Here is a 25,958-nt window from a genome sequence, read left to right as displayed (position 1 = left end):
TAAACGCTGGATCATGAACGCACATGCATCCACGGCACGCACCGAACGCAGCCAGCCGGTCCATATCGGCGACCATTTGCGCGAATGGCGGCAGCGCCGTCGCATGAGCCAGCTCGATCTCGCCGGCGAGGCGGAGATCTCGGCGCGGCACCTCAGCTTCGTCGAGACCGGCCGCGCCGCGCCGTCGCGCGACATGGTGCTCCGGCTCGCCGAACGTCTCGACGTGCCCTTGCGTGAACGCAACGTGCTGCTGGTCGCCGCGGGCTATGCGCCGGCGTTCCAGCAGCGCCCGCTGGAGGACCCCGCGTTGAAATCAGCTCGCCAGGCGATCGACCTCGTGCTCAGGGCGCATGAGCCCAATCCGGCGCTGGCAGTGGACCGGCACTGGAACCTGGTCTCGGCCAACCGCATGGTGGCGCCGCTGCTCGACGGCATCCCACACCATCTGCTCGGCCAGCCCTTCAACGTGCTGCGGCTCGCCTTCCATCCCGAGGCGCTCGCGCCGCGCACGGTCAACCTTGCGGAATGGTGCGGACATCTGCTCGAGCGGCTGCACCGGCAGTGCGAGGCGACGGCCGATCCCGAGCTGATCAAGCTCTATACCGATCTCAAGAGCTACCCAATCCCCGCGCGGTCGGCGCCGCTGTCGAGCGACAATGTCGCGATCCCCTTCAAGCTGCGCCACGGAGGGGAGATCCTGAGCTTCTTCTCCACCACCATGGTGTTCGGCACGCCCGTCGACATCACCCTGTCGGAGCTGGCGCTGGAGACCTTCTTCCCGGCGGACGAGCGCACCGCGGAACGGCTGAAGCAGATGGCGGCCGGCGTTTCCTAGCGGCGTTTACAGCGCGCAGCGAGCCTCGCATAATCGGCGGATGGACACACGCTCGTCCCGGTCCTTGCGGCCGGCCAATCCGGTCGGCGATCTCCTGCGCGCCTGGCGCATGCGCCGTGCGTTGAGCCAGGCGGAACTGGCGTTCGAGGCCGGCATCTCGGTCAAGCACCTCAGCCATGTCGAGACCGGCAAGGCGGCGGCCAGCCGGGACATCCTGCTCCAGCTCGCCTCCGCCCTCGATTTGTCGCTGCGCGACCGCAACGCACTGCTCGAGGCCGGTGGCTTCGCACGGCAATATGGCGAGCGCGATCTCGCCGCGCCTGAGCTTGCCGATGCGCGGCGCGCCATCGATCTTCTGCTGCGGCGGCACGAGCCGTTCCCTGCGATCGTGACCGACCGGCGCTGGAACGTGAAGCAGGCCAATCGCGCCGCCACACGCCTGATGACCATGCTGCTCGGCTCCGAGCGCATGCAGCGCCCGCTCAACCATATGCGCATGTTCCTTGCGCCGAACGAACTGAGGCCGTTCGTCGAGAACTGGCCGGGCGTCGCGGCGGCGCTGTTGTCGCGGGCGCGCCATGAAGCGATGGCCGCGCCGCTCGATGACGCCCTACAATCGACCTGGCGCGAGCTGATGCGCTTGCCGGATCTGCCTGCGCCTCAGCTCGAGGACAACGCCGTGCCGGGCCCGCTCTGCGAGGTGCGCCTGCGCAGGGGCGAGGTCGGCATCGGTTTGATCGGTGCGGTTCTGACGCTGGGCACGCCACAGGACGTGACGCTCCAGGAGCTTCGCGTCGAGATGTTCATGCCGGCGGATGCGGCGTCCGAAGCCACGCTCATCGCGCTTGCCTCTCAGGACGCCTGAGCCTGCACGGCCTCGCGCCGTTCGAAAGTCATCGCCTGCATCACCTCCGCGAACGGACCCTTGTGGTCGCTCAACGTTGCCGTGGTGAGGCCCGCGCCATTGGCCCCAACGCGCGTGGCGGCGCGGATTAAAATCCATTCGCCCTCGGGCGGACGGAAGAAATAGAGGCTGATCTCGGGATTGATGAAGGTCCAGCTGCGCATGTCGACGATCTGCGCGACGCCGCTGGAAAAGTCCGCAGCCTGCACGGCCTGGAGCATCGGCGTGTTCAGCTCGCCGTCGACCAGCGCGGCGTCGAGCCGCATCCAGGCGGCCGCGGGACCCGGCTTTTCCAGCGCGCCCTCGATCAGCCGCACCGACACGTTCTGGAAATAGCGGCTCCATTTCTGCGCGAAGGCCGGCGGCGGGCTGCCTGCTTCGGGCGTCTTGTCGGGCGTCGCGGGCCTGGCGAAGGGATCGGCCGGCGATTCTCCGCCCTGCGCCGTCAGCAGCGCCGTGCACCGGCCAATTTCCGTCTCGCCGTCCATCAGCCGCACCTGCACGGTCTTGGCCTTGCGGCCGTCGCGCAGCCATTCCGTCGCGGTCCCGAAGGTGCGCAGGCCCGCCGGCCGCCAGAGGTCGAAGGTCAGCCGCCGCACCGCAAAGCCCGATTCGGTCGCGAGCCGTTCGACCTCGCGCGCCATCAGCGCGGTGGTGGCGCTTCCCTGCAACATGTCCGGCGACCACGGACCGCCGGCATGCTCCGTCGCCCGGAAATGATGACCTTCCGGCTTGAAAATGGCTGTCATTGCAGTCTCCCGCTGGTTCGATCGTGGCCGTGAGTATCCGTGCGGGGCCGGCCCCTCACAATAACCGCAGAGGTGAAGTCGTGAGCCATGCGGGGCGGGCGGCTTGCGCGGCCTCCGGTTCGGCTTATCTTCCGGCAGACCCATAGATTGCCCGAAGGAGGCGCCGCCATGAGCACGCTGAAACCGCTCCAGATCGACGTCGTCTCCGACGTGGTGTGCCCGTGGTGCTATATCGGCAAGCACCGCATCGAGAGCGCGCTGGCGCTCGTGCCGGACGTTCCGGTCAAGCTCAATTTCCGGCCCTTCTTCCTCAATCCCTGGGTGCCGCGCGAGGGAATCAGCCGCGAGGCCTATCTCACCCAGAAATTCGGCTCGGTCGAAGCCTATAAGGGCATTGCCGGCCGCGTTGTCGCGGCGGCAAGCGAGGAGGGGCTGATCTACAAGCCCGAGCTGGTCGCGCGTCAGCCCAACACGACCGACTGCCATCGCCTGATCCTGTGGGCCGAGGCGATCGGCAAGGCGCCCGAGATGAAGCAGCGCCTGATGGAGCTCTATTTCCGTGACGGCGGCGATCTCACCGACGTCAACGTGCTGGTGCAGGCGGCCGCCGATATCGGCCTCGACGCCGCCGACGTGCGCAAGCGCCTTGCCACCGACGAGGACGTCGCACGCGTATCGGCCGATGCGCAGGAGGCCGCCGAGAAAGGCATCTCCGGCGTGCCGACCTACGTCTTCGCGCAGAAATACGCCGTCTCCGGCGCGCAGGACCCGAACCTGCTCGCCCGCGCCATCCGCCAGGTCTCGGAGGAGATCAACGCGCAGGCGGCGGAGTAAACTGGCTTAATTGCGAAGCAAGCGAACGGCGCGGCGCGCCGCCGCGTAGGCGGCACCGTGCGCCGCGAGCGCCCCGTGGATGAGCGTGACCACCGGATCGTTCCGCCGCAGCGGGAGCAGCACGTCACCGATTGCAAGACGTCCGCGCCAGATCGGATTGATCATGGGGTGATCGGCGCTTGCGGTCGAATCCGCGCTGGCAATGGCCGGGTCGGCGCAGAGATGGCGGGTGAGGTCGAGCGTGAGCTGCACGCCCGGCGAATATTTCGCAAAGCGCTCGTCGATGCCGAGCTTGAAGAAGAAGGCGCGATCCTGGTGACGCAGCACGATGCCGGCGGCGACCGCTGTCGCGCCGGCGCGCAAGCTGATGATCTCGCACTGCGCAGTTTCCGCCAGCGCCGGCACGGCGCGGCGGATGAAGGTGGCATCGCCCGCATGCTGGACCAGCGCGGTGCCGCGCTTGCCTTTCCAGCCGCTGGCCTCGAGCTGCAGGAACGTTTCGAGCGCCGGCCCGATCTCGTCGCGCCCTCGCGCGACTCCAAACGTGACAGGACCGTTTTCTTCGAGGCGATGGCGCTGGCGACGCAGCTCCTTGAGCTTCCTGGCGCCGAGCGCCTCGCGCAGCAGCGCATCGCCGTCCTGCGTCGCATCGAGGCTGGCGCGGACGTAGGAGCTGAGCACGCGTGGCCTCAGGCCGTCGCGATCGAGCACCTGATTGAGAACAGTCATCGCAGCGCCCTCGAGCGCGACGTCGGTCAGCACGAGCGCATGCGCGCCGGCCGCGCGCGCCTGCTGCAACAGACGCGTGGCGGCCTCGACCGGAGTGCCGCGGTCGAGCAGCGGACTGCACAGCGTGCCATAGGGATGGGCGCTTACCAGTGCGGGCAGGGGAATTTTCAAGGCCCGCGAGAGCGAAATCACCGGCATCAGCCCGATCAGGTGCGCCGAAAGCCCGTCGAACGCAGTCAACGCCGAGGCGTCCGTGCGGCCGCGGGCCGTTGCGCTGACGGCGAGCTCCCAGCCGGGCAGGTAATAGCCGTTCGGTTCGATCGCGCGTTGCGCAAGCGCACGCCATTGACCGGGGTCGACGGCGGTGAGCGGAACGCGGGCGCGCCCGGCCGCGGCATCCCTTGCCGATGCCGGATTGATCGCTGCCTGCTGCGCGATGTTCATCACGTCCCGTCGTCCCAGCCCGTGTTACGCGGCCATGCTTAGCGTAAAGATTGGAAAATACCGTTGGGACGCCGCGTCAATTCGAGTGGTAGTGTTAACGTCTCGTTGAGCATCCGTGCGCCCGATCGCCGGTCGTATCGATGGAAGCACAGGGATTGCTCTGGACCTGGAGGATCACGATGATCGCGACGCCTTTCACGCCATTGGCATCGCTCCTGGGCGGAGCGCTGATCGGGCTGTCCGCCGTGCTGCTGATGTGGGCGACGGGACGGATCGCCGGCGTCAGCGGTATCGCGGCGCGGCTGTTTCCGCCCTATGAGGACCGCGAATTCGCCGGCCGCTTCGCCTTCGTCGCTGGCCTCGTCGCCGCGCCCGTGCTGGTCCGGCTCGTCACCGGAAGCTTGCCGGAGCAGACGATTTTGGCTGGGGCGGCCGTTTTGATCGTCGGTGGATTGCTCACCGGTTTCGGCGCGGTGTGGGGCAGCGGCTGCACGTCCGGCCATGGCGTCTGCGGGCTGTCGCGGCTCTCGATGCGTTCGTTGGTGGCGACCATCACCTTCATGGTGACGGCGATGGTGACTGTCTTCTTGATGCGGCACTGGAGCTGATCGCGATGGCAATCTTCGTCCAATTCATCATTGGCCTGATCTTCGGCCTCGGCCTCATCGTTTCCGGCATGTCGAATCCGGCAAAGGTTCTGAATTTCCTCGATGTCGGCGGCATCGCGAAAGGCACGTGGGACGCCAGCCTTGCTTTCGTGATGGCTGGCGCGGTCGCGGTCACCTTCCTCGGCTTCAGCCGCGTCTTGAAGCTCGCACGCCCGTTCTTCGCCGAGCGCTTCTACGTTCCCACGCGAGCAGACATCGATCCAAGAATTGTCGTTGGTCCGGCGATCTTCGGCATCGGCTGGGGACTCGTGGGCTTCTGTCCGGGGCCGGCACTGACAGCGCTCGGATTTGGTTCGCGTTCCGCCTTCATTTACGTCGTGGCGATGTTTGTGGGCATGGTGGCTGCGCGGTTCGTCACGCACGTGCCCACGGCAAGGCGCGTCGTCACGCCGGCCGATCCGCTCGAAACGTAACAGAGACGGGACCGGGCGAGTTGTCTCGTCCGGTCCCGCCCATCGACTTCGCCAATTACCAGCGGTCGGTCAATTACCAGCGGTCGTCGACACCGACGCCCACACTGACGCCAGGCGCGCGGATGCCGACGCCGGCGCGCGGGCCGTCATCCCAGTCGCGACGATACGTCCGACGCTCATAATAGCGATCGCGCGGCATGGTCGCATAGGAGTCGCGCACGATCACGCGCGCGCCGCTACGGCTGCGATAGCAGTTGCCGGCGTCGTCGCAGACGAGCCGCACTTGCTGGATGAGCTCAGGGTTCGTGTATTCGCTGGTCGTATAGATATCGGCAGCCTTGGCGCCGGTTGCTGCGGCCAGCGCGCCGACGCCTGCCAACAGCGCAATCGTGAATGTCCTCATCATGTCCTCCTCGAAACTGCCCTCGGCGGTAACAAGAAAGGGAGGCGATGATCGTTCCGGGCGCGATGCTGGTTTTTCCCGGAACTTGGTGGTCGTCGAGCCCGGGTTCCTAGATCGGTTCGTATGTCTCGGTTCCGCAGATGTCGTCGGCTTCCGCGCGGCGGCGGTCGACGACCTTTCCACCTGCAATGGTCACGATGTAGGTCTGGGCGCCCAGCGGCGTCCCGGTCGCGGAGGTGAGCTGGGCGCGGACGCAGGCCGTCCAGCCCGGCCCTCGCACCTCACGATGAGGCCGGGCGACGTGCACCTCGCGCGGATAGGACGTGTTGAGGAAGACGACGTCGATCTGCTCGCGCACCACGCGCTTGACGTCGGGTACGGGCTCGGGCGGCGCCTCTTCGGCTTCCTTCATGCGCATGAACTCGGGCACCGGCGCGCGGCTGTCGGCAAAGCCGCAGGCACCGAGTGCTAGTGCGCCGGCGAGCACCGCCGCAAGAGCAATGATCCGTAACATCCGTGAAAGGTCCCCCGCGGGTCAACAGATAGGCACGAATGCGATCCCGCGAAGTCCGGCGCGATCAAGTTTTGCTGAAGCCTTGGAACCTCCAGCATTTGCTATTACGGAATTGCAGGCTAGTTTGTACCCAGAAGAGGGGGGATTGCACCGATGAGGATGTTGGTCATCGCGGCCGCAGTGCTGGCACTTGCGGCAGGATCGGCCGAGGCGCAGATGGGCGCCGGCAGCAAGCGGCATGGCAATGATGCCAAGCCCGACAACAAGCCCAAGATCGACGAAAAGGCCTATAAGGCCGCGCTCGAGCGTATTCCCGAGCCCAAGGACAAGTACGATCCGTGGGGCGGGGCCCGGCCGAGCGAGCCCGCCAAGAAGTCGAAATAGGACGAGGCGGGCGTTGCGGACCAACCTGCGCGTTGCGGCCGCCTTCGTTACGCTCCTGTGGTTTGCAGTGCCGCCATGCCTCGCCTGGGAGAGCTGGGGCGGCGATCCCGGCGGCTCGCGCTTCTCGTCCTTGCGACAGATCTCGCCCGGCAATGTTGGCCAGCTCGTCCGCGCCTTCGAATATCGCACCGGCGATCTCACGGCACGCTCGCCCGAGCTGATGCGGCGAACCAAATTCCAGGCGACGCCGCTGTTCGTCGAAGACAGCCTGATCTTCTGCTCCCCCTTCAACGAGGTCATCGCGCTCGATCCCGGCACGGGCGCACAGAGATGGCGTCATGATCCGAAGATCGCGACCAGCCAGCGTCCCGCCAATCGCTATGTCTGCCGCGGCGTCACCCATTGGGTCGACGACACGGCGCCGCCTGAAGCCGCCTGCCGCTCGCGCATCTTCATGGGCACCAACGATGTCCGCCTGATCGCGCTCGATGCAAAGACGGGCGTCCCCTGTGCCGGATTTGGTCGTGACGGCGAGATCAGGCTCGATGTCGGAATGGCTCTGGACTGGCCCGGCGAATTCCAGATCACCTCGCCGCCGGCGGTCGGCCGCGGTGTCGTCGTGGTCGGATCTGCGATCGGCGACAATCGCCGCGTCGACGCGCCGAGCGGCGTGGTGCGCGCGTTCGATGCGCGTAGCGGCGAGCCGCGCTGGACCTTCGAGCCGCTCAAGCGCGATGGCATCGAAGCCGGTCACGCCAATGTCTGGGCGCCGACGTCGGTCGATGACGCGCGCGGGCTCGTATTCCTGCCGACGTCGTCGCCCTCGCCGGATTTCTGGGGCGGCAAGCGGCCAGGCAACAACGAGCACGCCAATTCGGTGGTCGCGCTGCACATCGAAACCGGCGAACTCGCATGGGCGTTCCAGACCGTGCATCACGACGTCTGGGACTACGATCTGGCAGCGCAGCCGACGCTCGCGCGCATCGACACCGGGGGAGATCAGCGCGATGTTGTGATCCAGCCAACCAAGCAAGGCTTTGTCTTCGTGCTCGATCGCGACACCGGCAAGCCGGTATGGCCGGTCGAGGAGCGCGCGGTGCCGCAAAACGGCGCGGAGGGGGAAGCGCTGTCACCGACGCAGCCATTCCCGACGCATGTGCCGCCGCTGACCTCGCAGGCGATCTCGACCGATGATGCGCTCTCGCTGTTGCCGGGATTGGGCGGCTCTTCATGCGAACGCCAGTTTTCAGAAGCGCGCAACGAAGGTCTGTTCACGCCGCCTTCGGTGCAGGGCACGCTGGTGTTTCCGTTCACCGGCGGCGGCGTGAACTGGGGCAGCGCGGCCTTCGATCCGGTCAGCCAGATCCTCTATGCGAACACCAGCCGCGCCGTTCATCGCATCAAGCTGATCCCGCGCGCGGAAGCCGTCGGATTCAATCCGCCGCCGGGTCATGATTTCGGCCAGCAGCGTGGCGCGCCGTTTGCGATGTCGCGTGCAGTCGTGATGTCGCCGCTCGGTCTGCTCTGCAACAAGCCGCCCTGGGGCGAGATGGTCGCGGTCGATCTGAAGGCCGGCAAAATCCTCTGGCGTTCGACGGTCGGCACCACCGAGGACCTTGCGCCGTTTGGCGCGCCGCTGCCCTGGGGCGCGCCGCTCGTCAACGGGCTCGCGGTCACCGCGAGCGGCCTCGTCTTCACCGGCGCGATGGACGCCTATCTGCGGGCCTTCGATGCGCGCAGCGGCAGGGAGCTATGGCAGGGACGGCTGCCGGTGCCCGGCGTCGCCAATCCCATGACCTATCTCTGGAAGGGCGAGCAATATGTCGCGATCGGCGCCGGCGGCCACTCCGAGGCAGGCACTTCGATCGGCGACAGCGTCGTTGCGTTTCGCCTGGCGCGGCCGGGCGAGGCGCCGACATTGTGGTCGCGCAGCATCGATCGTCCGGGCGGACGATTTGTTGCGGCGTCATCGGTGATCGCGCTCGCGATCGTCGTGCTCGTGATCGCAAGCCTGCGGTGGCGTCGCCGTCGTCGTCGTATCATGCAATCATAATCGTGTTGTGGATGCGATGCGAACCATCGTTCACATCGCATGCATTATTGCACGAAAGCGAGGCCGACGCGGCGGTCGTTGCGCCAAACGGGGCGGCAATTCCGCACGAATTTGTCGCACGCGATCGAGAGTGTGAACGCTTGCGGCAATGTGACGGCACCTTCGAGGTCGATCGCCGCGCCGCCCGCCGACATGTTTCGCACCGTGCAGGCGATGTCGCTGCCTTCGAAGGTGATCGCTCCACCCTTGAAAACGCGGTGCCGCTGCGTCGTACGCTTCTCGATCATGCCCGTTAATCCATAACCACGATTGTGAAATAGCGCATAGAAATTACGTAGAACCAAACTCAATACTGGCGCTACTTGCACAGCGCTTCATACTTCGTTTACGACGTTGATGCGGAGAGTCTCTCCGCCGACTTTCCCCACAAGCCTTTCCTTTATGGCGTTGCACGCCGATGGAGATATTGATGAAGACCACGCTTTCGATTCTGTTCGCCGCAGCGCTCTCGCTGTCATCGATGCCCGCCCACGCCGTCAAGTGGGACCTCTCGACGATGAGCTGCAAGCAGTTCCTCGAGAGCGGCGAAGACAACATCCAGGTGGTGCTGACCTGGATGGACGGCTGGTACAAGGGCGACGAGGACAACGCGATCATCGACACCGACGTGTTCATCGAGAACGCCAAGAAGTTCGGTGCCTATTGCGGAAAGAATCCGACTGCCAGCATCGTCACCGCGGCCGACGAGGTGCTCGGCAAGTAACGTTTGAATTGTGCCGGCCGAAAGCGCGGATGCGATCGCGCTTCGGCCTGTTGCTTCGAAGCGAACGTGATGATGTGAAGCTGATGGAAGGGCCGCGGTGCGCTTTGCGCTCCCGCGGCTCTCTTCGTTTCGGGTTTTACCCCGGCAGCATCGCGAACGCGCTCGACACCATCGCGACCGGCTTGTTGTCGGAGGCCGAGAGCAGCGTGACGCGGCCAAAGCTCATGGTGCGCCCGAGCCGCACCACGCGGGCGTCCGCCAGCACGTCCGAGGAAGTGGCCGCGCGCATGAAGTGCGTGGTCTGGTCGACCGTGGTCATCGGACGATAGCCGCGATTGGCGGCGAGGATGGCGATCACCATCGCGGTGTCGGCGAGGGCCATCAGCGCCTGGCCGCAGACGATGCCGCCGTTCCGGCACAACCGCTCCGAAAACGGCATCCGCAAGAGCGCGCCCGGCTGCCAGTCCGGCGCGTCCGCAGGCTGCGTGTGCTCGATGCGCTCGACGGAAAGGCCGAGATCCTGGACCCAGGGCGCAAAGACCTCGCCGAGAATGCGCCTGGCGTCGGTGATGCCGAACTCGGCGTCTGGCTGCGTTGGCATTGCTGTCGTTCCCTCCATTGTTGCCGGATGTTTCTCATTCTGCGCGGATCGGCGGGGCAAAGTCACCCGGTCCGGCGCCGGCCCCATCGGCTTGAAAATGCCCGACTTCGCCCGATATGATGATTCGCTTGGGTGCGGGTGGGTTATGTTGCGTCGATGTGTCCTGGTTTTTTGTCTGGCCGCGCTCGGCCTTGTGCTGAACGGGTAAACCAGATGCGGCTCGATCTGGGACGACTGGCTGCATGCGCCGAAATCGTGCAGATCGGACCGGCTCTAGCGGCCACGCGACCCCTGAGGTTGCGCTTCGCCGCGACAAGCGCGACAAGGCGCGGGCGATCCGCGCTTCATGGATGATTCAAGGAGTGGATGATGAAGCTTTTCCGTTTGGCCGCGGTGCTGGCCGTGCTGGCGGGACCGGCCTATGCGCAAATGCCCAATCTCAATTTGCTGCAGGACGCCCCTAGCAAGACCCCCGAGGAGAAGGCCGCCGAGGCCGAGCGCGACAAGGCCTACAAGGAAACGCTGAAGAAGATTCCGGACTCCAAGGCGTCCAACGATCCCTGGGGCGGCATGCGCTCCGATCCGCCCAAGCAGGCGGCAGCGCCCAAGGCTTCGGCTGCGACCAGCGCGCCGAAGAAGAAATCCGGCACGTCAGCCAACTGATCGCGACGGGGGCGCAATAGCGCCTCCCAGCGGGACTCCTCTTCATCCGATCCGCTCCCTACATTTGGCCGGAGCGTATTTGCGTAGAGGAGGCGTGACATGGCCGATCGTCCGCGGGATCTCGCCGAGCGGATGGCGCGCCGGCGCAAGGCGGGCGGCAAGCCGGATCATGCGATCGCCGACGGCTATCTGCGCGAGACCTTCACGCTGCCGCGCGCAGCGGCGCGGGCGAGGGCAGAGGCCTTCTTCGCCCGCTACCCCAAGGCGGGTTACATGAGCGCGGTCGAGACCTGGCGCGAACTGCCCGGCGGCGACATCGAATTCACCATGCGGCGGCTGCCCAGCGCGGATTAAGGCTGCGGCCCTATTCGAGCGTCTCCGCGACGATGCGGATCCGGAACACCGGCTCCTTGGCCTCGTCCAGGAGCTCCATGTGCCACTCGGAATTTTCCTGGAGCTTGCGCGCGATGCCGGCGGCCATGTCGGCGCAGACGCTGGTCATCTCCTTCCAGGCCGCATCGCGATCGGCAAATTCCGACGCCTGGTCCGCGCAGCCGGAATAGCGGCCGTTGCGGATTCGAAAGAAATAGAGCGGCATGGCTGGCACCGATCGCGCGTGATGGCCCCACCCCCAAGGCCATGGGCGCGCAGTGCAATCCCAAACCCCGACCAGATCAATTCCGGGCGGCTACGGGATCGCCTTGTGGCGCCCCGCCGCCGCTGATCTCACTCAGCCCGGCCGGTTTGGGCCGTCTCGCTCGCGCTCCATCGCTTTCAGTTCCCGATCGATGCGCAGCTGCACCCGCCGGATCGCCAACAAGTCGATCTTGGTCTCGGTCCTGCCGGTCTTGATCTGCTCGCCGATGCGGAACTCCCATTGCCAGATGCGGGGATTGGCCGTCTTGGCGACGGTGAACTCGACGCCCCTGTGATTCATGGTCATCTCCCACGATTCACCTTCCATGACTGCAACATGTTGGACGTCACGATATTCCCCGACCAAGCGAAATTTGCAGGGTAAACCCCGGGCCATTCACGGAAATCTCGAAAGCGTGCACGCGCCGAAACAATCGAGATCGGTTTCGCAAAATCGAGCCCGGCGGAGCGGGCGCCAGACCATCCGCTTTGAGCGCGCACAGCTGGAACTCTGTTCATGGTCGGAGAACCACGGAGTACCGTCGCCGGCGGCGGCATATGCCTTGCTTGGCTCGGTGACGGCAACCATGGACCTCTCATGCTCCGCATCCCCCGCCGCTATGCGCATGTCGTCTTTGGCGTGCTCCAGTCCGGACTGACCTCGCTGATCGCGGCGGGCATCGCCAGCCTTCCCGCCGCCAGTGCGATGGTGTTCCTCGGGCACTGGGTGATGTCGTGGCTGATCGCATGGGCCGCGATGCTGCCGGTCGTGCTGCTCGCGGCGCCTGCGATCCGCGCCGTTTCGCTGCGGCTGACGCGCGAGGAAGGAGAGCTGCGAACCGGCCGGCAAGCATAAAAAAACCCCGCCCGGGGAGAGCCAGGCGGGGCAGGAAGTTATTGGAGGCTGAGGTGCTGGGCTGCAACACCATAGCCAGATGACACTAACCCGCTCCGCTTACGGCAGCCTGACACGGCAAGATCGGATTCCGGGCGGGCGTCGCGCTTCGTCCATGGTGCCTTTGTCCATGCCCCAAACAGAAAACCCCGCTCGCAAGGAGCGGGGTCGTCGGCTGGGTATGGAGACCCGATGTTGGTCCACCGGGCCTCGCGAGACTAGGCGATCCCGCTTACACGCGCCTGACGGTGTCCGGAAAAGTCGCGAGCGAGGCCGCAGACTGGCCTCGCGCCCGTCCCAATTTCGACATCCGGTCGCACAACTGGCGACACATCGGTCGGCAAGATTCCATCGTTCGGCGCAGCCATGGGGGAAACGTGGCGCGGCGGCAACGGGGTGGCATCATGGATAAGGTAGAGCGGTCATTCGCCGCCGCGACGGCGGCTGGCTTCATCGTGCTGGTGATCGGCGTCGTGCTGCTGGCGCTGCTGTAGGGGCGGGCACGGCGTGCCGTAAGACGAGACCAAGCCGAACCGCCCCAATGCGGGATGGCGAAGGCGCCGCCGCAAAAAATTGAAAAACAACCCCATGCACAGTAGGCGGCTGCAGGATTCCCATACGCGATCAATGAGTTAATCAGGGTATTTAGATACCTTGAGCGCGCGTGAACCTTGTTCAGCCGCCATGCCCCTGAACGTCAGGGCCTGCGAGGCTCGTTCCAGACCGCTCGGATCCAACGCCCGCCGGCGAGCCTCAGTGGACCTGGATCTCGCCTAGGGGCAAATGGAGCTCGGCCGCGCGCTCTTCGCGGTCCTTTCTGCGGAATTCGTTTTCCCTGCGCTCGAACTTGACCATCTCCTCCCGCGCTGCCTCCAGCAGGAGATTGCGCCTGTTGACGTCGTGCTGCGTGTCTTCCGCCATGACAGAGGTCCCAAGATTTGCCGGCCCATCCGCACAGAAGGCCGCAGGCCACGAAAAGGTTCAGTCCCGCAAGATTACGGAATTCTGACGGCGCGCAGCCCGCGCGTCTTTGATCCGCGTCAGCTTTGGCAAAGAACGCGCAGCGGGAATCCGGAAAGTCCGGACGCAGAAGCCGCCTGCACCGATACCGAACCGGTAAGGACGAACAGGACCAGCGCGATCTTGAATGCAGAGCCTTCTTTCAAGCAGATCCGACGGACATTAAGCTTCGCCAATTTCGAATTCACGTCGGAACCCCGCTCCCCCATCATGGTTAACGGTCTGGCCAAGGAGGATTGTCAGATGTCCCATGCCACCCCTTTGATCATCGCCGCGATCGTCGCGACCTCCTCTCTGCTGCTCCTGGCGCAGGCAAGCGGCGCGAATGCCGGCTCCGCGGGAGCAGGCACGGGGACGGGGGCAAGCAGCGGCAGCGCCGGCGCATCGGCCCCTTCTGGAATGGGGACGGGCGCAGGCAACGCCGGCGCGGCAGCGCCCTCGGGAATGGGGACGAAGGATACCGGCGCCAGCGGAAATCTCGGCGCCGGCGCCGAGCCGGCGAATCCGAACGTTCAGCCCGCCACGCCGGCGAAGTCGCGGTCCGCAGCCCAGGCCGCCAGAAATGCCGGAGCTGGCCGTGCTCCGAATGGTCTGCCGATTGGCGCGATTGGGTCCGGCACGAGCAACGAGGATCAGAAGGCCGCTGCGTCCGCGTCGACCCGAACGAACGCCCCGCCGGCAGCACAGGCTCAGGGAAACAGCGTTGATACTGGCAGGGGCTCCAGCCTTTCGAACCAGAACAGCGTGCCGCGGGCCGCGCGAGCGGGCGACAAGGTGCTGGATGCCAAAGCGCAGGTCGAGCGACGAACGACCGTGGCACCCAGGCGCGTTCCGGGCCTGTAAAGCCGGGTTGCGGCAAAGTGAGCGAAGCGGCGAAGAGACAGATCCAGCGCGAAGGATCCACGCGTCGCGGCGTTCGCGTTTCGGCAGCGAGCCGACGATCCGGGAATGCTCCTCGGCGTGCCATAGGCCGTCCCATCGAATGAGCCATTCCAGAAACCAATCTGGGACACCCGGGTCACATACGGACAGCACCCCGGTCCAGGTGTCCCGACTACGACAGCCCCGCAAAAGCAAATTGGATCTTTTTTTCACATAGACTAATGCGGTCCGAGGCGATCTGTGCTTGGTTTCATGCACTTGTGGGCGCTCTTGCCAGCCCCGGAGCGCCGCCTTGGAGCAAAAACGCCGCCTGCTTAAATGATCGCAGGCGGCGGCTTTCCAGCCCCGGGTGGGAATGCAATTCCCCGGTTCTGATACGTCTGCACAAGCTGTGCCAAGGTTCAGCGTCATCCCTCCGCATGGTGGTGAACGGACATCGCCTTCGCCCTTGAGAAGGCCCTAGTTCATCTTCTGGCGTAGCCTCCTGATGACCTCCCGGAGGTCGGCGGCGTACTCTTCGATGGCGCGGCGGACCTCGTCCAGGCGCGACGGCTTGGCTTCCTTATTCTCGATGTCCTTGTTGGGGTCGGGCACGGACCGATGGTCTGCTGGCGGAGGTGGACGCCCTTTGAGCTAGATCAACCGGAACGCAGCTGGCGCTACTTCCTCTTGATCGGATCGGCCAAGTCCAACTCGAAAGAGCCTGCCAATACCATTGGTTCCGTGCTGACACGGCGTATGGCAGAGGTCGGTGATGTGGTGAGAGTGGGGCGCGGGACTTGGGGCCTTAGGGAATGGTATCCGAACCGCAGCTTCAAGGTGAAGGACGACGAAAAGAAGGACGACAAACGTCCCCAAGGTGGCCCCGTCGTCCCTCCGCCGCCCGGGGATGCTGAATTCCGGGAGTCTCGGGGGCTTCCGCCGCGCGAAGACGTAATGAAATGAAAGAGGCCGCCAACTGAGGCGGCCTTACTTCACCCGCCGTAATCCATGCAGGTGACCGGCAGCGGTTTCACTCCGGGCTTGCGGTGTTCATAGCCGGTGCAGAAGTTCTTGACGCAGTCAGGGTTTTTCCCGCTGCCGCATTTGTTGCATCGCTCGACGCAGTCCTCGTAGGTCACTCCGGGGCGACGCTGCTCTTGAAGGGTCTTGGGAGCCTTCTCCTGAGCGATGGCGGGACCAATGATCCCAGCCACGCCCAAAGATATCAACGCGATGTTGAGTTTCATGGGCGCCCTCCTGTTGGTTCCCTAGGATACTGCGCCCGGTAGCTGGCCAAGTTGACCTAGATCAAGAGGCGCCCGCGTCCCCCCAAACTGGCGCGCACAGAACAAATTAGGCCACTGCGAAAATCAACTTAGGCCACCGCGCTCGGAAACAGGCCAGTGCCCGAAAAACTCAAAGAACATATTGCGAACAAAGAACAGATGGGGTACATTGTTTTTATCGACGACCCGCTGCCTCACCGTTTGTCCCGCACCCGAATCCTCGCCATAAGGAGCACGACCCAATGTCCGCCACTGCCCTGCGTATCGTCGAAGGATCTTCCATGGACAAGAGTAAAGCCCTCGCTGCCGCGCTCTCTCAGATCGAGCGCCAGTTCGGCAAGGGATCGGTGATGAAGCTCGGCAAGAGCGACCGCTCCATGGACATCGAGGCGGTGTCCTCCGGTTCGCTCGGCCTCGATATCGCGCTCGGCATCGGCGGCCTGCCCAAGGGGCGCATCGTCGAGATCTACGGGCCGGAGTCCTCGGGCAAGACGACGCTGGCGCTTCATACGGTGGCGGAAGCGCAGAAGAAGGGCGGCATCTGCGCCTTCATCGACGCCGAGCACGCGCTCGACCCGGTCTATGCCCGCAAGCTCGGCGTCAACATCGACGAGCTCCTGATCTCGCAGCCGGACACCGGCGAGCAGGCACTGGAGATCTGCGACACGCTGGTGCGCTCGGGTGCGGTGGACGTGCTGGTGGTCGATTCGGTTGCCGCGCTGGTGCCGAAGGCCGAGCTCGAGGGCGAAATGGGCGATGCGCTCCCGGGTCTGCAGGCGCGCCTGATGAGCCAGGCGCTGCGCAAGCTCACGGCCTCCATCAACAAGTCCAACACCATGGTGATCTTCATCAACCAGATCCGCATGAAGATCGGTGTGATGTACGGCTCGCCCGAGACCACGACCGGTGGCAACGCGCTGAAGTTCTACGCCTCCGTCCGCCTCGACATCCGCCGCATCGGCGCGATCAAGGAGCGCGACGAAGTGGTCGGCAACACCACGCGCGTGAAGGTGGTGAAGAACAAGCTGGCGCCGCCCTTCAAGCAGGTCGAGTTCGACATCATGTACGGCGAGGGCGTCTCCAAGATGGGCGAGATTCTCGATCTCGGCGTCAAGGCCGGCATCGTCGAGAAGTCCGGCGCCTGGTTCTCCTATGACAGCCAGCGCCTCGGCCAGGGCCGCGAGAACTCGAAAGCGTTCTTGAAGGCCAACCCTGATATCACCGCCAAGATCGAGACCTCGATCCGCCAGAACTCGGGCCTGATCTCCGAGCAGATCCTGGCCGGCACGCCCGAGAGCGACGCCGACGGCGAGGAGCCGGCGGACGAGTAGGCCTTGGAATAGAGTTTTCGCGAGGAGCGGGCGCTGATGACGTTGAGTTGCCGACGTCGTCAGTGCCCGTTTCGTTTGGCGTGGGGTTGGCGTCGACGATGAAGCGTATGATCCTGACGAGTTCGTCCGGCGTCGGTCTCACCCATGCCGATCGCGCGGACATGGTCGTCCCGTTCATCTATCGCTTCGTTTCGGGGCCACTTCCGTCGCCTGACCACCTCAACAACTATCTCGGCAGCCGCTGGGACAAGTTTTACGATCAGATGCACTGGTCAGATTGCGTCCGTCTATCGCCCGTTATCAGGCGCCAGGATCGGGCAGGGCCGCTGCTCTGGGTCTGCGAGACTTACGGGGTCGATCTCATCGAACTGTGGTTCGACCCTGAACCCAACAGTCAATTGCAGTTGATCTGGATCCTCGATTACCTGCGTTCCGAGCCGTCCGTCACAGAGAGTCTGAGATTGCGATGTGTCGATTTCGATCTGCGCGGAGCCGATCCCGCAGAGCTTCGTCATCGTGAGGTGCGGCAGTTCGATATCGCAGAAAGTGATTTTGGAATCGCCAGCATGGCCTGGGAGGCCTACCGCGCGCCGACCCCCGAGCTTTGGGCCGCGCTGCTCGACAGGCCGCTCGGCAAGCTGACTTTCCTGAAGCCGGCCGTGGAAGGCCTGCTCTCAGAACTGCCATCGCCGGCGACGGGACTGGGGATGACCGAGACGCGGCTTCTCGAACTGATCGCAACGGGACACAATCGCACCGATGAGCTGTTTCGGCCGGGCATGCTTGGGGTACGCGTGTTCGATCCGTGGGAGTTGGGCACGCTGCTCGAAGGACTCGCATTCGGACCGACGCCCGCGGTTGCGGGTCTGGACAGCAAGCTGGCGACACTCGATAAGTACAATGAAAGAGGCCGCAACGCCGCGTTTCGCCGGAGCCGGCTGTCGCTGACCGAATTTGGCAAGGCCGTTCTGGCAGGCCGCGAGGATTTCCGCCGGCACAACCCGATCAAGCGCTGGTGGGGCGGCACTGAACTCACCAACGAACGGCTCTGGCGATGGGAGCGCGAAAGCCGATCATTGGTTGCGCCGTAGACGAGCGTGCAGTGCCGTAGGGTGGGCAAACATGCGCGAGCGCCGTGCCCATTATATTTCAACAAGCAAAGAGGCGGTGGGCATTCTTTCGCTGTGCCCACCCTACGAGATCCTCTTGAGTCTTACTCCGCGGCCTCCGCGTAATCGCTCACCGGCGGGCAGGAGCATACGAGGTTGCGATCGCCGTAGACGTTGTCGACGCGCCCCACCGGGCACCAGTATTTGTCGGTGCGCGAGGTGCCCGCGGGGAAACAGCCTTCACTGCGGGTGTAGGCGCGCTTCCAATCATCATCCGCGATGTCGTGCACGGTGTGCGGGGCGTGACGCAGCGGTGACGCTTCGATCTTGAAGCGGCCGGCCTCGACCTCGGCGATTTCCTTCCGGATCGCGATCATAGCGTCGCAGAAGCGGTCGAGCTCGGCCTTGGACTCCGACTCGGTCGGCTCGATCATCAGCGTGCCAGGCACCGGGAAGCTCATGGTCGGCGCGTGGAAGCCGTAATCGATCAGGCGCTTTGCGATGTCGTCCACGGTGACGCCTGATGTCGTCTTCAGTGGACGGGGATCGACGATGCATTCATGTGCGACGCGGCCCTTGGCGTTCTTGTAGAGCACCGGGAAATGCGGATCGAGGCGGGCGGCAATGTAGTTGGCATTGAGGATCGCGATCTCGGTCGCGCGCTTCAATCCTTCGCCGCCCATCATCAGGATGTAGATGTAGGAGATGGTCAGGATCGACGCCGAGCCGAACGGCGCGGCCGAGACCGGGCCAACCGGGGCATCCGCCTTTGTCGCGGGGTGGCGATTTTCAGGATGACTTGGCAGGAACGGCGCGAGATGCGCCTTCACGCCGATCGGGCCCATGCCGGGGCCGCCGCCGCCATGCGGGATGCAGAAGGTCTTGTGCAAATTGAGATGGCTGACATCGGCGCCGTAATCGCCGGGCCGGGACAAGCCGACCTGCGCGTTGAGGTTGGCGCCGTCGAGATACACCTGGCCGCCATGGCTGTGCACGATGTCGCAGATCTCGCGAATGTGCTCCTCGAACACGCCATGCGTCGAGGGATAGGTGATCATGACCGCGGCAAGATCGTTCGAATGCTTCTCAGCCTTGGCGCGGAGATCATTGACGTCGACGTCGCCGTTCTTCTCGCAGGCGACCACCACCACGTCCATGCCGACCATCGCGGCCGAGGCCGGGTTGGTGCCGTGCGCGGAGGAGGGGATCAGGCAGATCTTGCGATGCGTCTCCCCGCGCGCGGCGTGATAGCCGCGGATCGCCAAGAGCCCGGCATATTCGCCTTGCGCGCCCGAGTTCGGCTGCAGCGAGATCGCGTCATAGCCGGTGATGTCGCACAGCCATTTCTCCAGCCGCGCGAACAGCGCGTGATAACCGGCGGCCTGCTCGCGCGGAACGAACGGGTGCAGCGAGCCGAATTCCGGCCAGGTCAGCGGCATCATTTCGGTGGTCGCGTTCAGCTTCATGGTGCAGGATCCCAGCGGGATCATCGCGCGGTCGAGCGCGAGGTCGCGGTCACTGAGCTTGCGCATGTAGCGCAGCATCTCGGTTTCCGAGCGATGCGCGTGGAAGACGGGATGGGTGAGGAAGGCGGTGGTGCGCTTCAACTCGTCCGGCAGCGCCTCGCGCGTCTCGGCGTCGATCTCGGCATAGACGAGCGTGCCGCCGAAGGCACGCCAGACCGCTTCCACCGTCGCCGGCGTCGTGGTCTCGTCCAGCGCGATGCGGAGCGCGGTTTCACCGATGCCGAGATTGATTCTCTCCGCGACCGCGCGCGCGACGATCTCGGCGCGCCTGGCGCCGGCATCGATGCTGAGCGTGTCGAAGAAGCTGCCCGACTGCGGCGCAAAGCCGAGCTCGCGCAGGCCGGCCGCGAGCACGGCCGTGCGGCGATGCACGTTGCGCGCGATCTGCGCCAGCCCCTCGGGGCCGTGATAGACCGCATACATCGAGGCGATCACGGCGAGCAGCACCTGCGCGGTGCAGATGTTGGAGGTCGCCTTCTCGCGGCGGATGTGCTGCTCGCGGGTCTGCAGCGCCAGGCGATAGGCGGGCGCGCCGCGGGAATCCACGGAGAGGCCGACGAGACGGCCGGGCAGCGAACGCTTCAGCGCATCGCGCACCGCCATATAGGCCGCGTGCGGTCCGCCATAGCCCATCGGCACGCCAAAACGCTGCGCCGAGCCGATCGCGATGTCGGCCCCTAACTCGCCGGGCGAGGCCAGCAGCGTCAGCGCGAGCAGATCGGCGGCGACGATCGCGAGCGCACCCTTGGCCTTCAGCGTCGCGATCGCGGGCCGCAAGTCGCGCACTGCGCCGGAAGAACCCGGATATTGCAGCAGCGCGCCGAGCACGTCACCCTTGTCGAGATCGGTGAGGGGATCGCCGACGATCAGCTCCCAGCCCAGCGGCTCGGCGCGGGTGCGCATCACGGCCAGCGTCTGCGGATGCACGTCCTTGTCGACGAAGAAGGCCTTTGCTTCGACCTTCGAGTGCCGCTCGGCGAGCGCCATGGCTTCGGCCGCCGCGGTCGCCTCATCCAGCAGCGAGGCATTGGCGACGTCGAGCCCGGTGAGGTCGCAGATCATGGTCTGGAAGTTGAGCAGCGCTTCCAGCCGGCCCTGGCTGATCTCGGGCTGATAGGGCGTGTAAGCCGTGTACCAGGCCGGGTTCTCCAGGATGTTGCGCTGGATCACTGCGGGCAGGATGGTGCCGGAATAGCCTTGGCCGATCAGCGAGGTGAAGACCTGGTTCTGACGCGCCAGCTCGCCCATATGCGCGATCGCCTCGCTCTCGCTGAGCGGCTTGCCGAGGTCGAGCGGCGAGGCCTGGCGGATCGAGGCCGGCAGCGTCTCTGCCATCAGCGCATCGACGCTCTTGGCGCTGACAGCCTCCAGCATCGCGGTGACATCGCGCGCGGAGGGGCCAATATGGCGCCGAACGAAGCTGGCGGTGTCGCTGTTGGATTTGCGGTGCGCGGTCATCATTGGGTCCTCGCTAGGAGTTGCTGTCATCGCCCGCGAAGGCGGGCGATCCAGTACGCCGCGGCCTCTCGGCTCTAGCCGAACCGGCTGCGTTTACTGGATGCCCCGCCTTCGCGGGGCATGACAGTGAGTATGTTGAGGCTGTTCGGCTCATAATCCTCACGCCGTATGGGCCTTGTAGGCGGCCTCATCCATGAGGCCGCCGAGCTCGCTCTTGTCGGCCATCTTGATCTTGAAGAACCACGCCTTGCCTTGCGCGTCCGAATTCACCAGCGCCGGTTCGGCGGCGAGCGCCTCGTTGGTCTCGAGCACCTCGCCCGTCACAGGGGCGTAGACGTCGGACGCGGCCTTCACGGATTCGACGACGGCTGCGGCTTCCGTCTTCTTCAGCGTGCGGCCGACCTTGGGCAGTTCGACGAACACGACGTCGCCGAGTTGCGACTGCGCATAGTCGGTGATCCCGACGGTCGCGACATCGCCCTCGATGGCGAGCCATTCATGGTCGGAGGTGTACAGCGTCGTGGTCATTGTCTTGTCCTCAGCGTTTGTAGGTGTTTTTCACAAAGGGCATGGCGGCGACGGTGAGCGGCAGGCGTTGGCCGCGCACTTCGGCGAAGAGATTTGTGCCGAGCGCGCTCTGGCTCGTCGGCACGTAGCCCATCGCCACCGGCGCATTCAGGCTCGGGCCGAAACCGCCCGAGGTGACCTTACCGATCGGCTCGCCGCCCGCGCTATCAGCAAACAGCAACGCGCCCTCGCGCACCGGCGCGCGTCCCTGGGCGAGCAGGCCGACGCGGCGGCGCGATGCGCCGTTGTCGAAATGGGCGAGAATCTTCTCTGCGCCGGGAAAACCGCCGGCGCGCGTCCCGCCGCTGCGGCGGCTCTTCTGCACCGACCATTCCAGCGCGGCCTCGACTGGCGTGGTCGCGGTGTCGATGTCGTGGCCATAAAGGCAAAGCCCGGCTTCCAGCCGCAGGCTGTCGCGGGCGCCAAGACCGATCGGCAGCACGTCCGGGTTTTCGAGGAGCATCTTGGCCAGCCGCTCGGCGTCCGCAGCGGGGACCGAAATCTCAAACCCGTCCTCGCCGGTATAGCCCGAGCGCGAGACGAAACATTTGATGCCGGCAACCTCGCGCGGGCCGGAATCCATGAACTTCATGGCGGGCGCATCTGCACAGAATTTCGCCAGCACCGATTCCGCCTTCGGGCCCTGGAGCGCGATCAGCGCGCGATCGGCGAGCTGCTCGATGACGCAGTCGCCGGACAGATGCGCGCGCAGATGCGCCTCGTCCTCCGCCTTGCAGGCGGCGTTGACGACCAGGAACAGGTGATCGCCGAAATTTGCGACCATGAGATCATCGAGGATGCCGCCATCCGCATTGGTGAACTGGGCGTAGCGCTGCCGCCCCTCGGCAATCGCCACGATATCCTGCGGTACCAGCCGCTCCAGCGCGCGGGCAGCGTCCTCGACCTTGCCGGATTTGGGCCGGAGCGCGAGTTGGCCCATATGGGAGACGTCGAACAGCCCGGCCTGGCTGCGGGTATGGAGATGCTCTTTGAGGACGCCCGCGGGATATTGCACGGGCATGTCGTAGCCGGCGAACGGCACCATCTTGCCGCCCAGGGACACGTGCAGGGCATGGAGCGGGGTATGTCGGAGGGAATCTCGGTCGTCGCACGCTAGCATCACAGGGGCCCTCGGCGGTTCCCCGGGGACGATTCCCCGGAAGCAACCCATCGAAGCCCCATCTGTCGCTGTGCCTGAGAGTATTATCCCGTCGGCGGGTGCCACCCGGGTTTCAAGCCCGTCGGCGCCTCTTTCCAGATGTCGTCAAAGCCACGCGGTCCTTTTGCCTGAGAGTTTCCGGGGCGGTTGCTCCTTCGGCGCCGGCTGCCTAAAGCCGGTCTCTCCCGACGTGGCCGTACGATACAGATGGGTACAGACCACAGGGCGGCCAAGCCTGTCAACGCGGCGACATGGCCTATCAACGGGATTGGCCTTCCAACCGGATTGCGGCCATTGCGCGCCTTGGGCAACCCTCTGATCTCTCTGCACAGTTTCTGGACAGCGAAGCTGGCCTTGTCTAAAAGCGCTCTGGCCCGCAGATATCAGCCTTAACGTCCGGTTTTTATGGCGAGAAACGCGGGTCCAAGCACACCCGATTGGATGAACATGAGCGGCGTCAACGAGATCAGGTCGACCTTTCTGAACTTCTTTGCCGAGAACGGCCACGAGATCGTGGCGTCCTCGCCATTGGTGCCGCGCAACGATCCGACGTTGATGTTCACCAATGCCGGCATGGTGCAGTTCAAGAACGTCTTCACCGGCGTCGAGAAGCGGCCCTATCAGCGCGCCACCACGTCGCAGAAATGCGTGCGCGCCGGCGGCAAGCACAACGACCTCGACAATGTCGGCTACACCGCGCGCCATCTCACCTTCTTCGAGATGCTCGGCAATTTCTCGTTCGGCGACTACTTCAAGGAGCGGGCGATCGAGCTCGCCTGGAAGCTGATCACGAGCGAGTTCGGCCTGAAGAAGGACAAGCTGCTCGTCACGGTCTACCACACCGACGACGAGGCGGCGGGCCTGTGGAAGAAGATCGCGGGCTTCTCCGACGATCGCATCATCCGCATCCCGACCGCGGACAATTTCTGGGCGATGGGCGACACCGGCCCGTGCGGCCCGTGCTCGGAGATCTTCATCGACCGCGGCGAGCACATCTGGGGCGGACCTCCGGGCTCGCCGGAAGAGGACGGCGACCGCTTCCTCGAATTCTGGAACCTGGTGTTCATGCAGTATGAGCAGGTGACGAAGGAGGAGCGCGTGAATCTGCCGCGTCCCTCGATCGACACCGGCATGGGCTTGGAGCGCATGGCCTGCATCCTCCAGGGCGTCGAGAGCGTGTTCGAGACCGATCTGTTCCGCAATCTGATCGATGCGACGTCGTCCGCGCTCGGCACCGGGCCGAACGAGCAGACGATGGCCTCGTTCCGCGTCATCGCCGATCATCTGCGCTCCTCGGCCTTCCTCGTCTCCGACGGCGTGCTGCCCTCGAACGAGGGCCGCGGCTATGTGCTGCGCCGGATCATGCGCCGCGCGATGCGCCATGCGCAGCTGCTGGGCGCGAAGGAGCCGCTGATGCACCGGCTGGTCTGGGCGCTGGTGCGCGAGATGGGCCAGGCCTATCCCGAGCTGATGCGCGCGGAGAAGCTGATCGAGGAGACGTTGCGGCTGGAAGAGAGCCGCTTCCGCAAGACGCTGTCGCGCGGCCTGGCCATCCTCGACGAGAAGAGCGCTTCCTTGAAGAAGGGCGACATGTTCGACGGCGACGTCGCCTTCACGCTCTACGACACCTACGGCTTCCCGCTGGATCTGACCCAGGACGCGCTGAAGTCGCGCGGCATCGGCGTCGACCAGGCCGCGTTCACCGACGCGATGGAGCGCCAGAAGGCCAAGGCGCGCGAGTCCTGGAAAGGCTCCGGTGAAGCGGCGTCCGAGGCGATTTGGTTCCCGCTGCGCGAGAAGCTCGGCGCGACTGAATTCCTCGGCTACGAGACCGAGAGCGCTGAAGGTGTGGTCGCGGCGCTGGTCAAGGACGGCCAGGAGGCGGGCAGCCTCAAGGCCGGCGAGACCGGTTCGATCGTGCTGAACCAGACGCCGTTCTACGCGGAGTCCGGCGGCCAGGTCGGCGACACCGGCGTGCTCACCGGCGAGGGCGGCATCAAGATCCGCATCACCGACACGCAGAAGAAGCTCGGCGATCTCTTCGTTCACATCGGCACGGTCGAGAGCGGCGAAGTCAAGCTCGGCACCGCGCTGCAGCTCGAGGTCGATCACGGCAGGCGGTCTTCGATCCGCGCGCATCACTCGGCGACGCACCTCATCCACGAGGCGCTGCGCCAGGTGCTCGGCGATCACATCGCCCAGCGCGGCTCGATGGTTGCGCCGGACCGTCTGCGGTTCGACTTCGTGCACCCCAAGCCGATCACGGCGGAGGAACTGTCTCGCATCGAGGACATCGCCAACGACGTGGTGCTGGAGAACGACGAGGTCACCACGCGCATCATGGGTGTCGACGAAGCCCGTGAGGCGGGCGCGCGCGCTTTGTTCGGCGAGAAATACGGCGACGAGGTCCGCGTCGTCTCGATGGGCAGGACGGCGCGCGAGCGCGGCGCCAATGCGTTCGGCTGGTCGGTCGAGCTCTGCGGCGGAACCCATGTGCGGCGCACCGGCGACATCGGCCTGATCACGCTGACCGGCGAGAGCGCGGTTGCCTCGGGCGTGCGCCGCATCGAGGCGTTAACAGGCAACTACGCGCGAAAACACGCCAACGACACCATGGCGCTGGCGAAGACCGCGGCCAACGAGCTGCGCACCTCGATCGACGACGTGCCGGCGCGCATTACCGCGCTGATGGAGGAGCGCAAGAAGCTCGAGCGTGAGCTGTCGGACGCCCGCAAGAAGCTGGCGATGGGTGGCGGCGCATCGTCGAGCAACGGTGCGGCCGCAGGCGTGCGCGAGGTCGGCGACGTCAAGCTGATGGCGCGCGCGGTCGAGGGCATCGAGATGAAGGATCTCAAGAGCCTCGCCGACGACGGCAAGAAACAGATCGGCTCCGGCGTCGTCGCCATCGTCGGCGTCACCGAGGACGGCAAGGCCGGCGTCGTGGTCGGCGTGACGCCGGATCTCACCGCGCGCTTCAACGCCGTGAACCTGGTGCGCATCGCCTCCGAGGCGCTCGGCGGCAAGGGCGGCGGCGGAAGGCCCGACATGGCGCAGGCCGGCGGCCCCGATGGGGCCAAGGCGGCCGCGGCGCTCTCGGCGATCGAAAAAGCGATGGCGGGCGCTTAAACCCCGACGTCGCCCGGACCGCTG

Annotated in this window: 29 protein-coding genes and 1 riboswitch; of the genes, 16 read left to right on the top strand and 13 right to left on the bottom strand. The window is 65.3% G+C overall.

Features of this window, described 5'->3' with window-relative positions; genetic code table 11:
• The first annotated feature begins 13 nt into the window (after nucleotides 1-13).
• Together HAP40_RS25600 and HAP40_RS25595 are read left to right on the top strand one after the other, a co-directional pair.
• Complete coding sequence (locus HAP40_RS25600; RefSeq protein ID WP_166815137.1) at nucleotides 14-835, top strand: helix-turn-helix domain-containing protein; 822 nt, start codon at nucleotides 14-16, stop codon at nucleotides 833-835.
• A gap of 40 nt (nucleotides 836-875) precedes the next feature.
• Nucleotides 876-1,700, top strand: a complete 825-nt coding sequence (locus HAP40_RS25595; protein ID WP_166815138.1) for a helix-turn-helix domain-containing protein — start codon at nucleotides 876-878, stop codon at nucleotides 1,698-1,700.
• Here HAP40_RS25595 and HAP40_RS25590 read toward each other — a convergent pair.
• Nucleotides 1,688-2,488: a thioesterase family protein gene (locus HAP40_RS25590; protein ID WP_166815139.1), complete on the bottom strand. Its 801-nt coding sequence runs from the start codon at nucleotides 2,486-2,488 to the stop codon at nucleotides 1,688-1,690. The genes HAP40_RS25595 and HAP40_RS25590 overlap by 13 nt on opposite strands.
• A 168-nt stretch (nucleotides 2,489-2,656) precedes the next feature.
• On the opposite strand from HAP40_RS25590, the gene HAP40_RS25585 reads away from it, so the two are divergent.
• The gene (locus tag HAP40_RS25585) at nucleotides 2,657-3,322 is read left to right on the top strand and encodes a DsbA family oxidoreductase (protein WP_166815140.1); all 666 of its coding nucleotides are present in this window, start codon (nucleotides 2,657-2,659) and stop codon (nucleotides 3,320-3,322) included.
• A gap of 6 nt (nucleotides 3,323-3,328) precedes the next feature.
• Here the strand turns inward: HAP40_RS25585 and HAP40_RS25580 are convergent, their stop codons facing one another.
• Nucleotides 3,329-4,498, bottom strand: coding sequence for a GNAT family N-acetyltransferase (locus HAP40_RS25580; RefSeq protein ID WP_166815141.1), 1,170 nt, complete (start codon nucleotides 4,496-4,498; stop codon nucleotides 3,329-3,331).
• A 176-nt stretch (nucleotides 4,499-4,674) separates the two neighbouring features.
• Here HAP40_RS25580 and HAP40_RS25575 point away from each other — a divergent pair, with 176 nt between their 5' ends.
• Nucleotides 4,675-5,103, top strand: a complete 429-nt coding sequence (locus HAP40_RS25575; protein ID WP_166815142.1) for a YeeE/YedE family protein — start codon at nucleotides 4,675-4,677, stop codon at nucleotides 5,101-5,103.
• A 5-nt stretch (nucleotides 5,104-5,108) separates the two neighbouring features.
• Nucleotides 5,109-5,576, top strand: a complete 468-nt coding sequence (locus HAP40_RS25570; RefSeq protein WP_166815143.1) for a YeeE/YedE family protein — start codon at nucleotides 5,109-5,111, stop codon at nucleotides 5,574-5,576.
• A gap of 73 nt (nucleotides 5,577-5,649) precedes the next feature.
• On the opposite strand, the gene HAP40_RS25565 is transcribed toward HAP40_RS25570, so the two are convergent.
• Nucleotides 5,650-5,982 (bottom strand): hypothetical protein, encoded by a 333-nt coding sequence (locus HAP40_RS25565; protein WP_166815144.1) that lies wholly within the window; start codon nucleotides 5,980-5,982, stop codon nucleotides 5,650-5,652.
• 106 nt (nucleotides 5,983-6,088) lie between these two features.
• Nucleotides 6,089-6,493, bottom strand: a complete 405-nt coding sequence (locus tag HAP40_RS25560; RefSeq protein WP_166815145.1) for a hypothetical protein — start codon at nucleotides 6,491-6,493, stop codon at nucleotides 6,089-6,091.
• Between the two features lie 153 nt (nucleotides 6,494-6,646).
• On the opposite strand from HAP40_RS25560, the gene HAP40_RS25555 reads away from it, so the two are divergent.
• Together HAP40_RS25555 and HAP40_RS25550 are read left to right on the top strand one after the other, a co-directional pair.
• Nucleotides 6,647-6,877, top strand: a complete 231-nt coding sequence (locus tag HAP40_RS25555) for a hypothetical protein (protein WP_166815146.1) — start codon at nucleotides 6,647-6,649, stop codon at nucleotides 6,875-6,877.
• Between the two features lie 13 nt (nucleotides 6,878-6,890).
• The gene (locus HAP40_RS25550) at nucleotides 6,891-8,930 is read left to right on the top strand and encodes a pyrroloquinoline quinone-dependent dehydrogenase (RefSeq protein ID WP_414645341.1); all 2,040 of its coding nucleotides are present in this window, start codon (nucleotides 6,891-6,893) and stop codon (nucleotides 8,928-8,930) included.
• A gap of 44 nt (nucleotides 8,931-8,974) precedes the next feature.
• On the opposite strand, the gene HAP40_RS25545 is transcribed toward HAP40_RS25550, so the two are convergent.
• Nucleotides 8,975-9,217 (bottom strand): PilZ domain-containing protein, encoded by a 243-nt coding sequence (locus tag HAP40_RS25545; protein WP_166815147.1) that lies wholly within the window; start codon nucleotides 9,215-9,217, stop codon nucleotides 8,975-8,977.
• Between the two features lie 182 nt (nucleotides 9,218-9,399).
• Between HAP40_RS25545 and HAP40_RS25540 the strand changes: the two genes are divergently transcribed.
• Nucleotides 9,400-9,693, top strand: a complete 294-nt coding sequence (locus HAP40_RS25540; RefSeq protein WP_166815148.1) for an HdeA family protein — start codon at nucleotides 9,400-9,402, stop codon at nucleotides 9,691-9,693.
• A gap of 136 nt (nucleotides 9,694-9,829) precedes the next feature.
• Here the strand turns inward: HAP40_RS25540 and HAP40_RS25535 are convergent, their stop codons facing one another.
• Entirely contained in the window at nucleotides 9,830-10,294 is a 465-nt protein-coding gene (locus HAP40_RS25535) for a PaaI family thioesterase (RefSeq protein ID WP_166815149.1), read from the bottom strand.
• 369 nt (nucleotides 10,295-10,663) lie between these two features.
• On the opposite strand from HAP40_RS25535, the gene HAP40_RS25530 reads away from it, so the two are divergent.
• Nucleotides 10,664-10,957, top strand: a complete 294-nt coding sequence (locus tag HAP40_RS25530; protein WP_166815150.1) for a hypothetical protein — start codon at nucleotides 10,664-10,666, stop codon at nucleotides 10,955-10,957.
• Between the two features lie 99 nt (nucleotides 10,958-11,056).
• Nucleotides 11,057-11,311 (top strand): hypothetical protein, encoded by a 255-nt coding sequence (locus HAP40_RS25525; protein ID WP_166815151.1) that lies wholly within the window; start codon nucleotides 11,057-11,059, stop codon nucleotides 11,309-11,311.
• A 10-nt stretch (nucleotides 11,312-11,321) separates the two neighbouring features.
• Here the strand turns inward: HAP40_RS25525 and HAP40_RS25520 are convergent, their stop codons facing one another.
• Nucleotides 11,322-11,555 (bottom strand): DUF6894 family protein, encoded by a 234-nt coding sequence (locus tag HAP40_RS25520; protein WP_166815152.1) that lies wholly within the window; start codon nucleotides 11,553-11,555, stop codon nucleotides 11,322-11,324.
• 132 nt (nucleotides 11,556-11,687) lie between these two features.
• On the bottom strand, nucleotides 11,688-11,894 hold the full coding sequence (locus tag HAP40_RS25515; RefSeq protein WP_166815153.1) for a hypothetical protein: 207 nt from the start codon (nucleotides 11,892-11,894) through the stop codon (nucleotides 11,688-11,690).
• Between the two features lie 297 nt (nucleotides 11,895-12,191).
• Between HAP40_RS25515 and HAP40_RS25510 the strand changes: the two genes are divergently transcribed.
• Together HAP40_RS25510 and HAP40_RS25505 are read left to right on the top strand one after the other, a co-directional pair.
• On the top strand, nucleotides 12,192-12,449 hold the full coding sequence (locus tag HAP40_RS25510; protein WP_166815154.1) for a DUF2798 domain-containing protein: 258 nt from the start codon (nucleotides 12,192-12,194) through the stop codon (nucleotides 12,447-12,449).
• Nucleotides 12,450-13,271: 822 nt separating this feature from the next.
• Nucleotides 13,272-14,351: a hypothetical protein gene (locus HAP40_RS25505; RefSeq protein WP_246741396.1), complete on the top strand. Its 1,080-nt coding sequence runs from the start codon at nucleotides 13,272-13,274 to the stop codon at nucleotides 14,349-14,351.
• Nucleotides 14,352-14,849: 498 nt separating this feature from the next.
• On the opposite strand, the gene HAP40_RS25500 is transcribed toward HAP40_RS25505, so the two are convergent.
• The gene (locus tag HAP40_RS25500; protein WP_256380467.1) at nucleotides 14,850-14,984 is read right to left on the bottom strand and encodes a hypothetical protein; all 135 of its coding nucleotides are present in this window, start codon (nucleotides 14,982-14,984) and stop codon (nucleotides 14,850-14,852) included.
• A gap of 6 nt (nucleotides 14,985-14,990) precedes the next feature.
• Between HAP40_RS25500 and HAP40_RS37375 the strand changes: the two genes are divergently transcribed.
• Complete coding sequence (locus tag HAP40_RS37375; protein WP_414645340.1) at nucleotides 14,991-15,335, top strand: winged helix-turn-helix domain-containing protein; 345 nt, start codon at nucleotides 14,991-14,993, stop codon at nucleotides 15,333-15,335.
• Between the two features lie 29 nt (nucleotides 15,336-15,364).
• Here HAP40_RS37375 and HAP40_RS25495 read toward each other — a convergent pair whose 3' ends face one another.
• Nucleotides 15,365-15,619 carry a hypothetical protein gene (locus HAP40_RS25495; RefSeq protein ID WP_166815156.1) on the bottom strand — a complete coding sequence of 85 codons (255 nt, stop codon included), beginning with the start codon at nucleotides 15,617-15,619 and terminating at the stop codon, nucleotides 15,365-15,367.
• 281 nt (nucleotides 15,620-15,900) lie between these two features.
• Here HAP40_RS25495 and recA point away from each other — a divergent pair, with 281 nt between their 5' ends.
• The gene (gene recA / locus HAP40_RS25490; protein WP_166815157.1) at nucleotides 15,901-16,989 is read left to right on the top strand and encodes a recombinase RecA; all 1,089 of its coding nucleotides are present in this window, start codon (nucleotides 15,901-15,903) and stop codon (nucleotides 16,987-16,989) included.
• Nucleotides 16,990-17,087: 98 nt separating this feature from the next.
• Complete coding sequence (locus tag HAP40_RS25485) at nucleotides 17,088-18,080, top strand: hypothetical protein (protein WP_166815158.1); 993 nt, start codon at nucleotides 17,088-17,090, stop codon at nucleotides 18,078-18,080.
• A gap of 122 nt (nucleotides 18,081-18,202) precedes the next feature.
• On the opposite strand, the gene gcvP is transcribed toward HAP40_RS25485, so the two are convergent.
• The 3 genes from gcvP to gcvT form a co-directional block, all read right to left on the bottom strand.
• On the bottom strand, nucleotides 18,203-21,082 hold the full coding sequence (gene gcvP, locus HAP40_RS25480; protein WP_166819368.1) for an aminomethyl-transferring glycine dehydrogenase: 2,880 nt from the start codon (nucleotides 21,080-21,082) through the stop codon (nucleotides 18,203-18,205).
• A gap of 159 nt (nucleotides 21,083-21,241) precedes the next feature.
• A complete protein-coding gene (gcvH, locus tag HAP40_RS25475) occupies nucleotides 21,242-21,610 on the bottom strand; it encodes a glycine cleavage system protein GcvH (protein WP_166815159.1) in 369 nt (122 codons plus the stop codon).
• Between the two features lie 10 nt (nucleotides 21,611-21,620).
• Entirely contained in the window at nucleotides 21,621-22,769 is a 1,149-nt protein-coding gene (gcvT, locus tag HAP40_RS25470) for a glycine cleavage system aminomethyltransferase GcvT (RefSeq protein ID WP_166819369.1), read from the bottom strand.
• Nucleotides 22,770-22,915: 146 nt separating this feature from the next.
• Nucleotides 22,916-23,006: riboswitch (glycine riboswitch) on the bottom strand.
• A gap of 249 nt (nucleotides 23,007-23,255) precedes the next feature.
• Between gcvT and alaS the strand changes: the two genes are divergently transcribed.
• Nucleotides 23,256-25,934 carry an alanine--tRNA ligase gene (gene alaS, locus HAP40_RS25465; RefSeq protein ID WP_166815160.1) on the top strand — a complete coding sequence of 893 codons (2,679 nt, stop codon included), beginning with the start codon at nucleotides 23,256-23,258 and terminating at the stop codon, nucleotides 25,932-25,934.
• The last annotated feature ends 24 nt before the right edge of the window (nucleotides 25,935-25,958 follow it).

Source organism: Bradyrhizobium sp. 1(2017) (assembly GCF_011602485.2).
Classification (GTDB): Bacteria; Pseudomonadota; Alphaproteobacteria; order Rhizobiales; family Xanthobacteraceae; genus Bradyrhizobium.
Note: the sequence above shows the minus strand (reverse complement) of the source record. Positions and strands in the feature narration are given on the sequence as shown.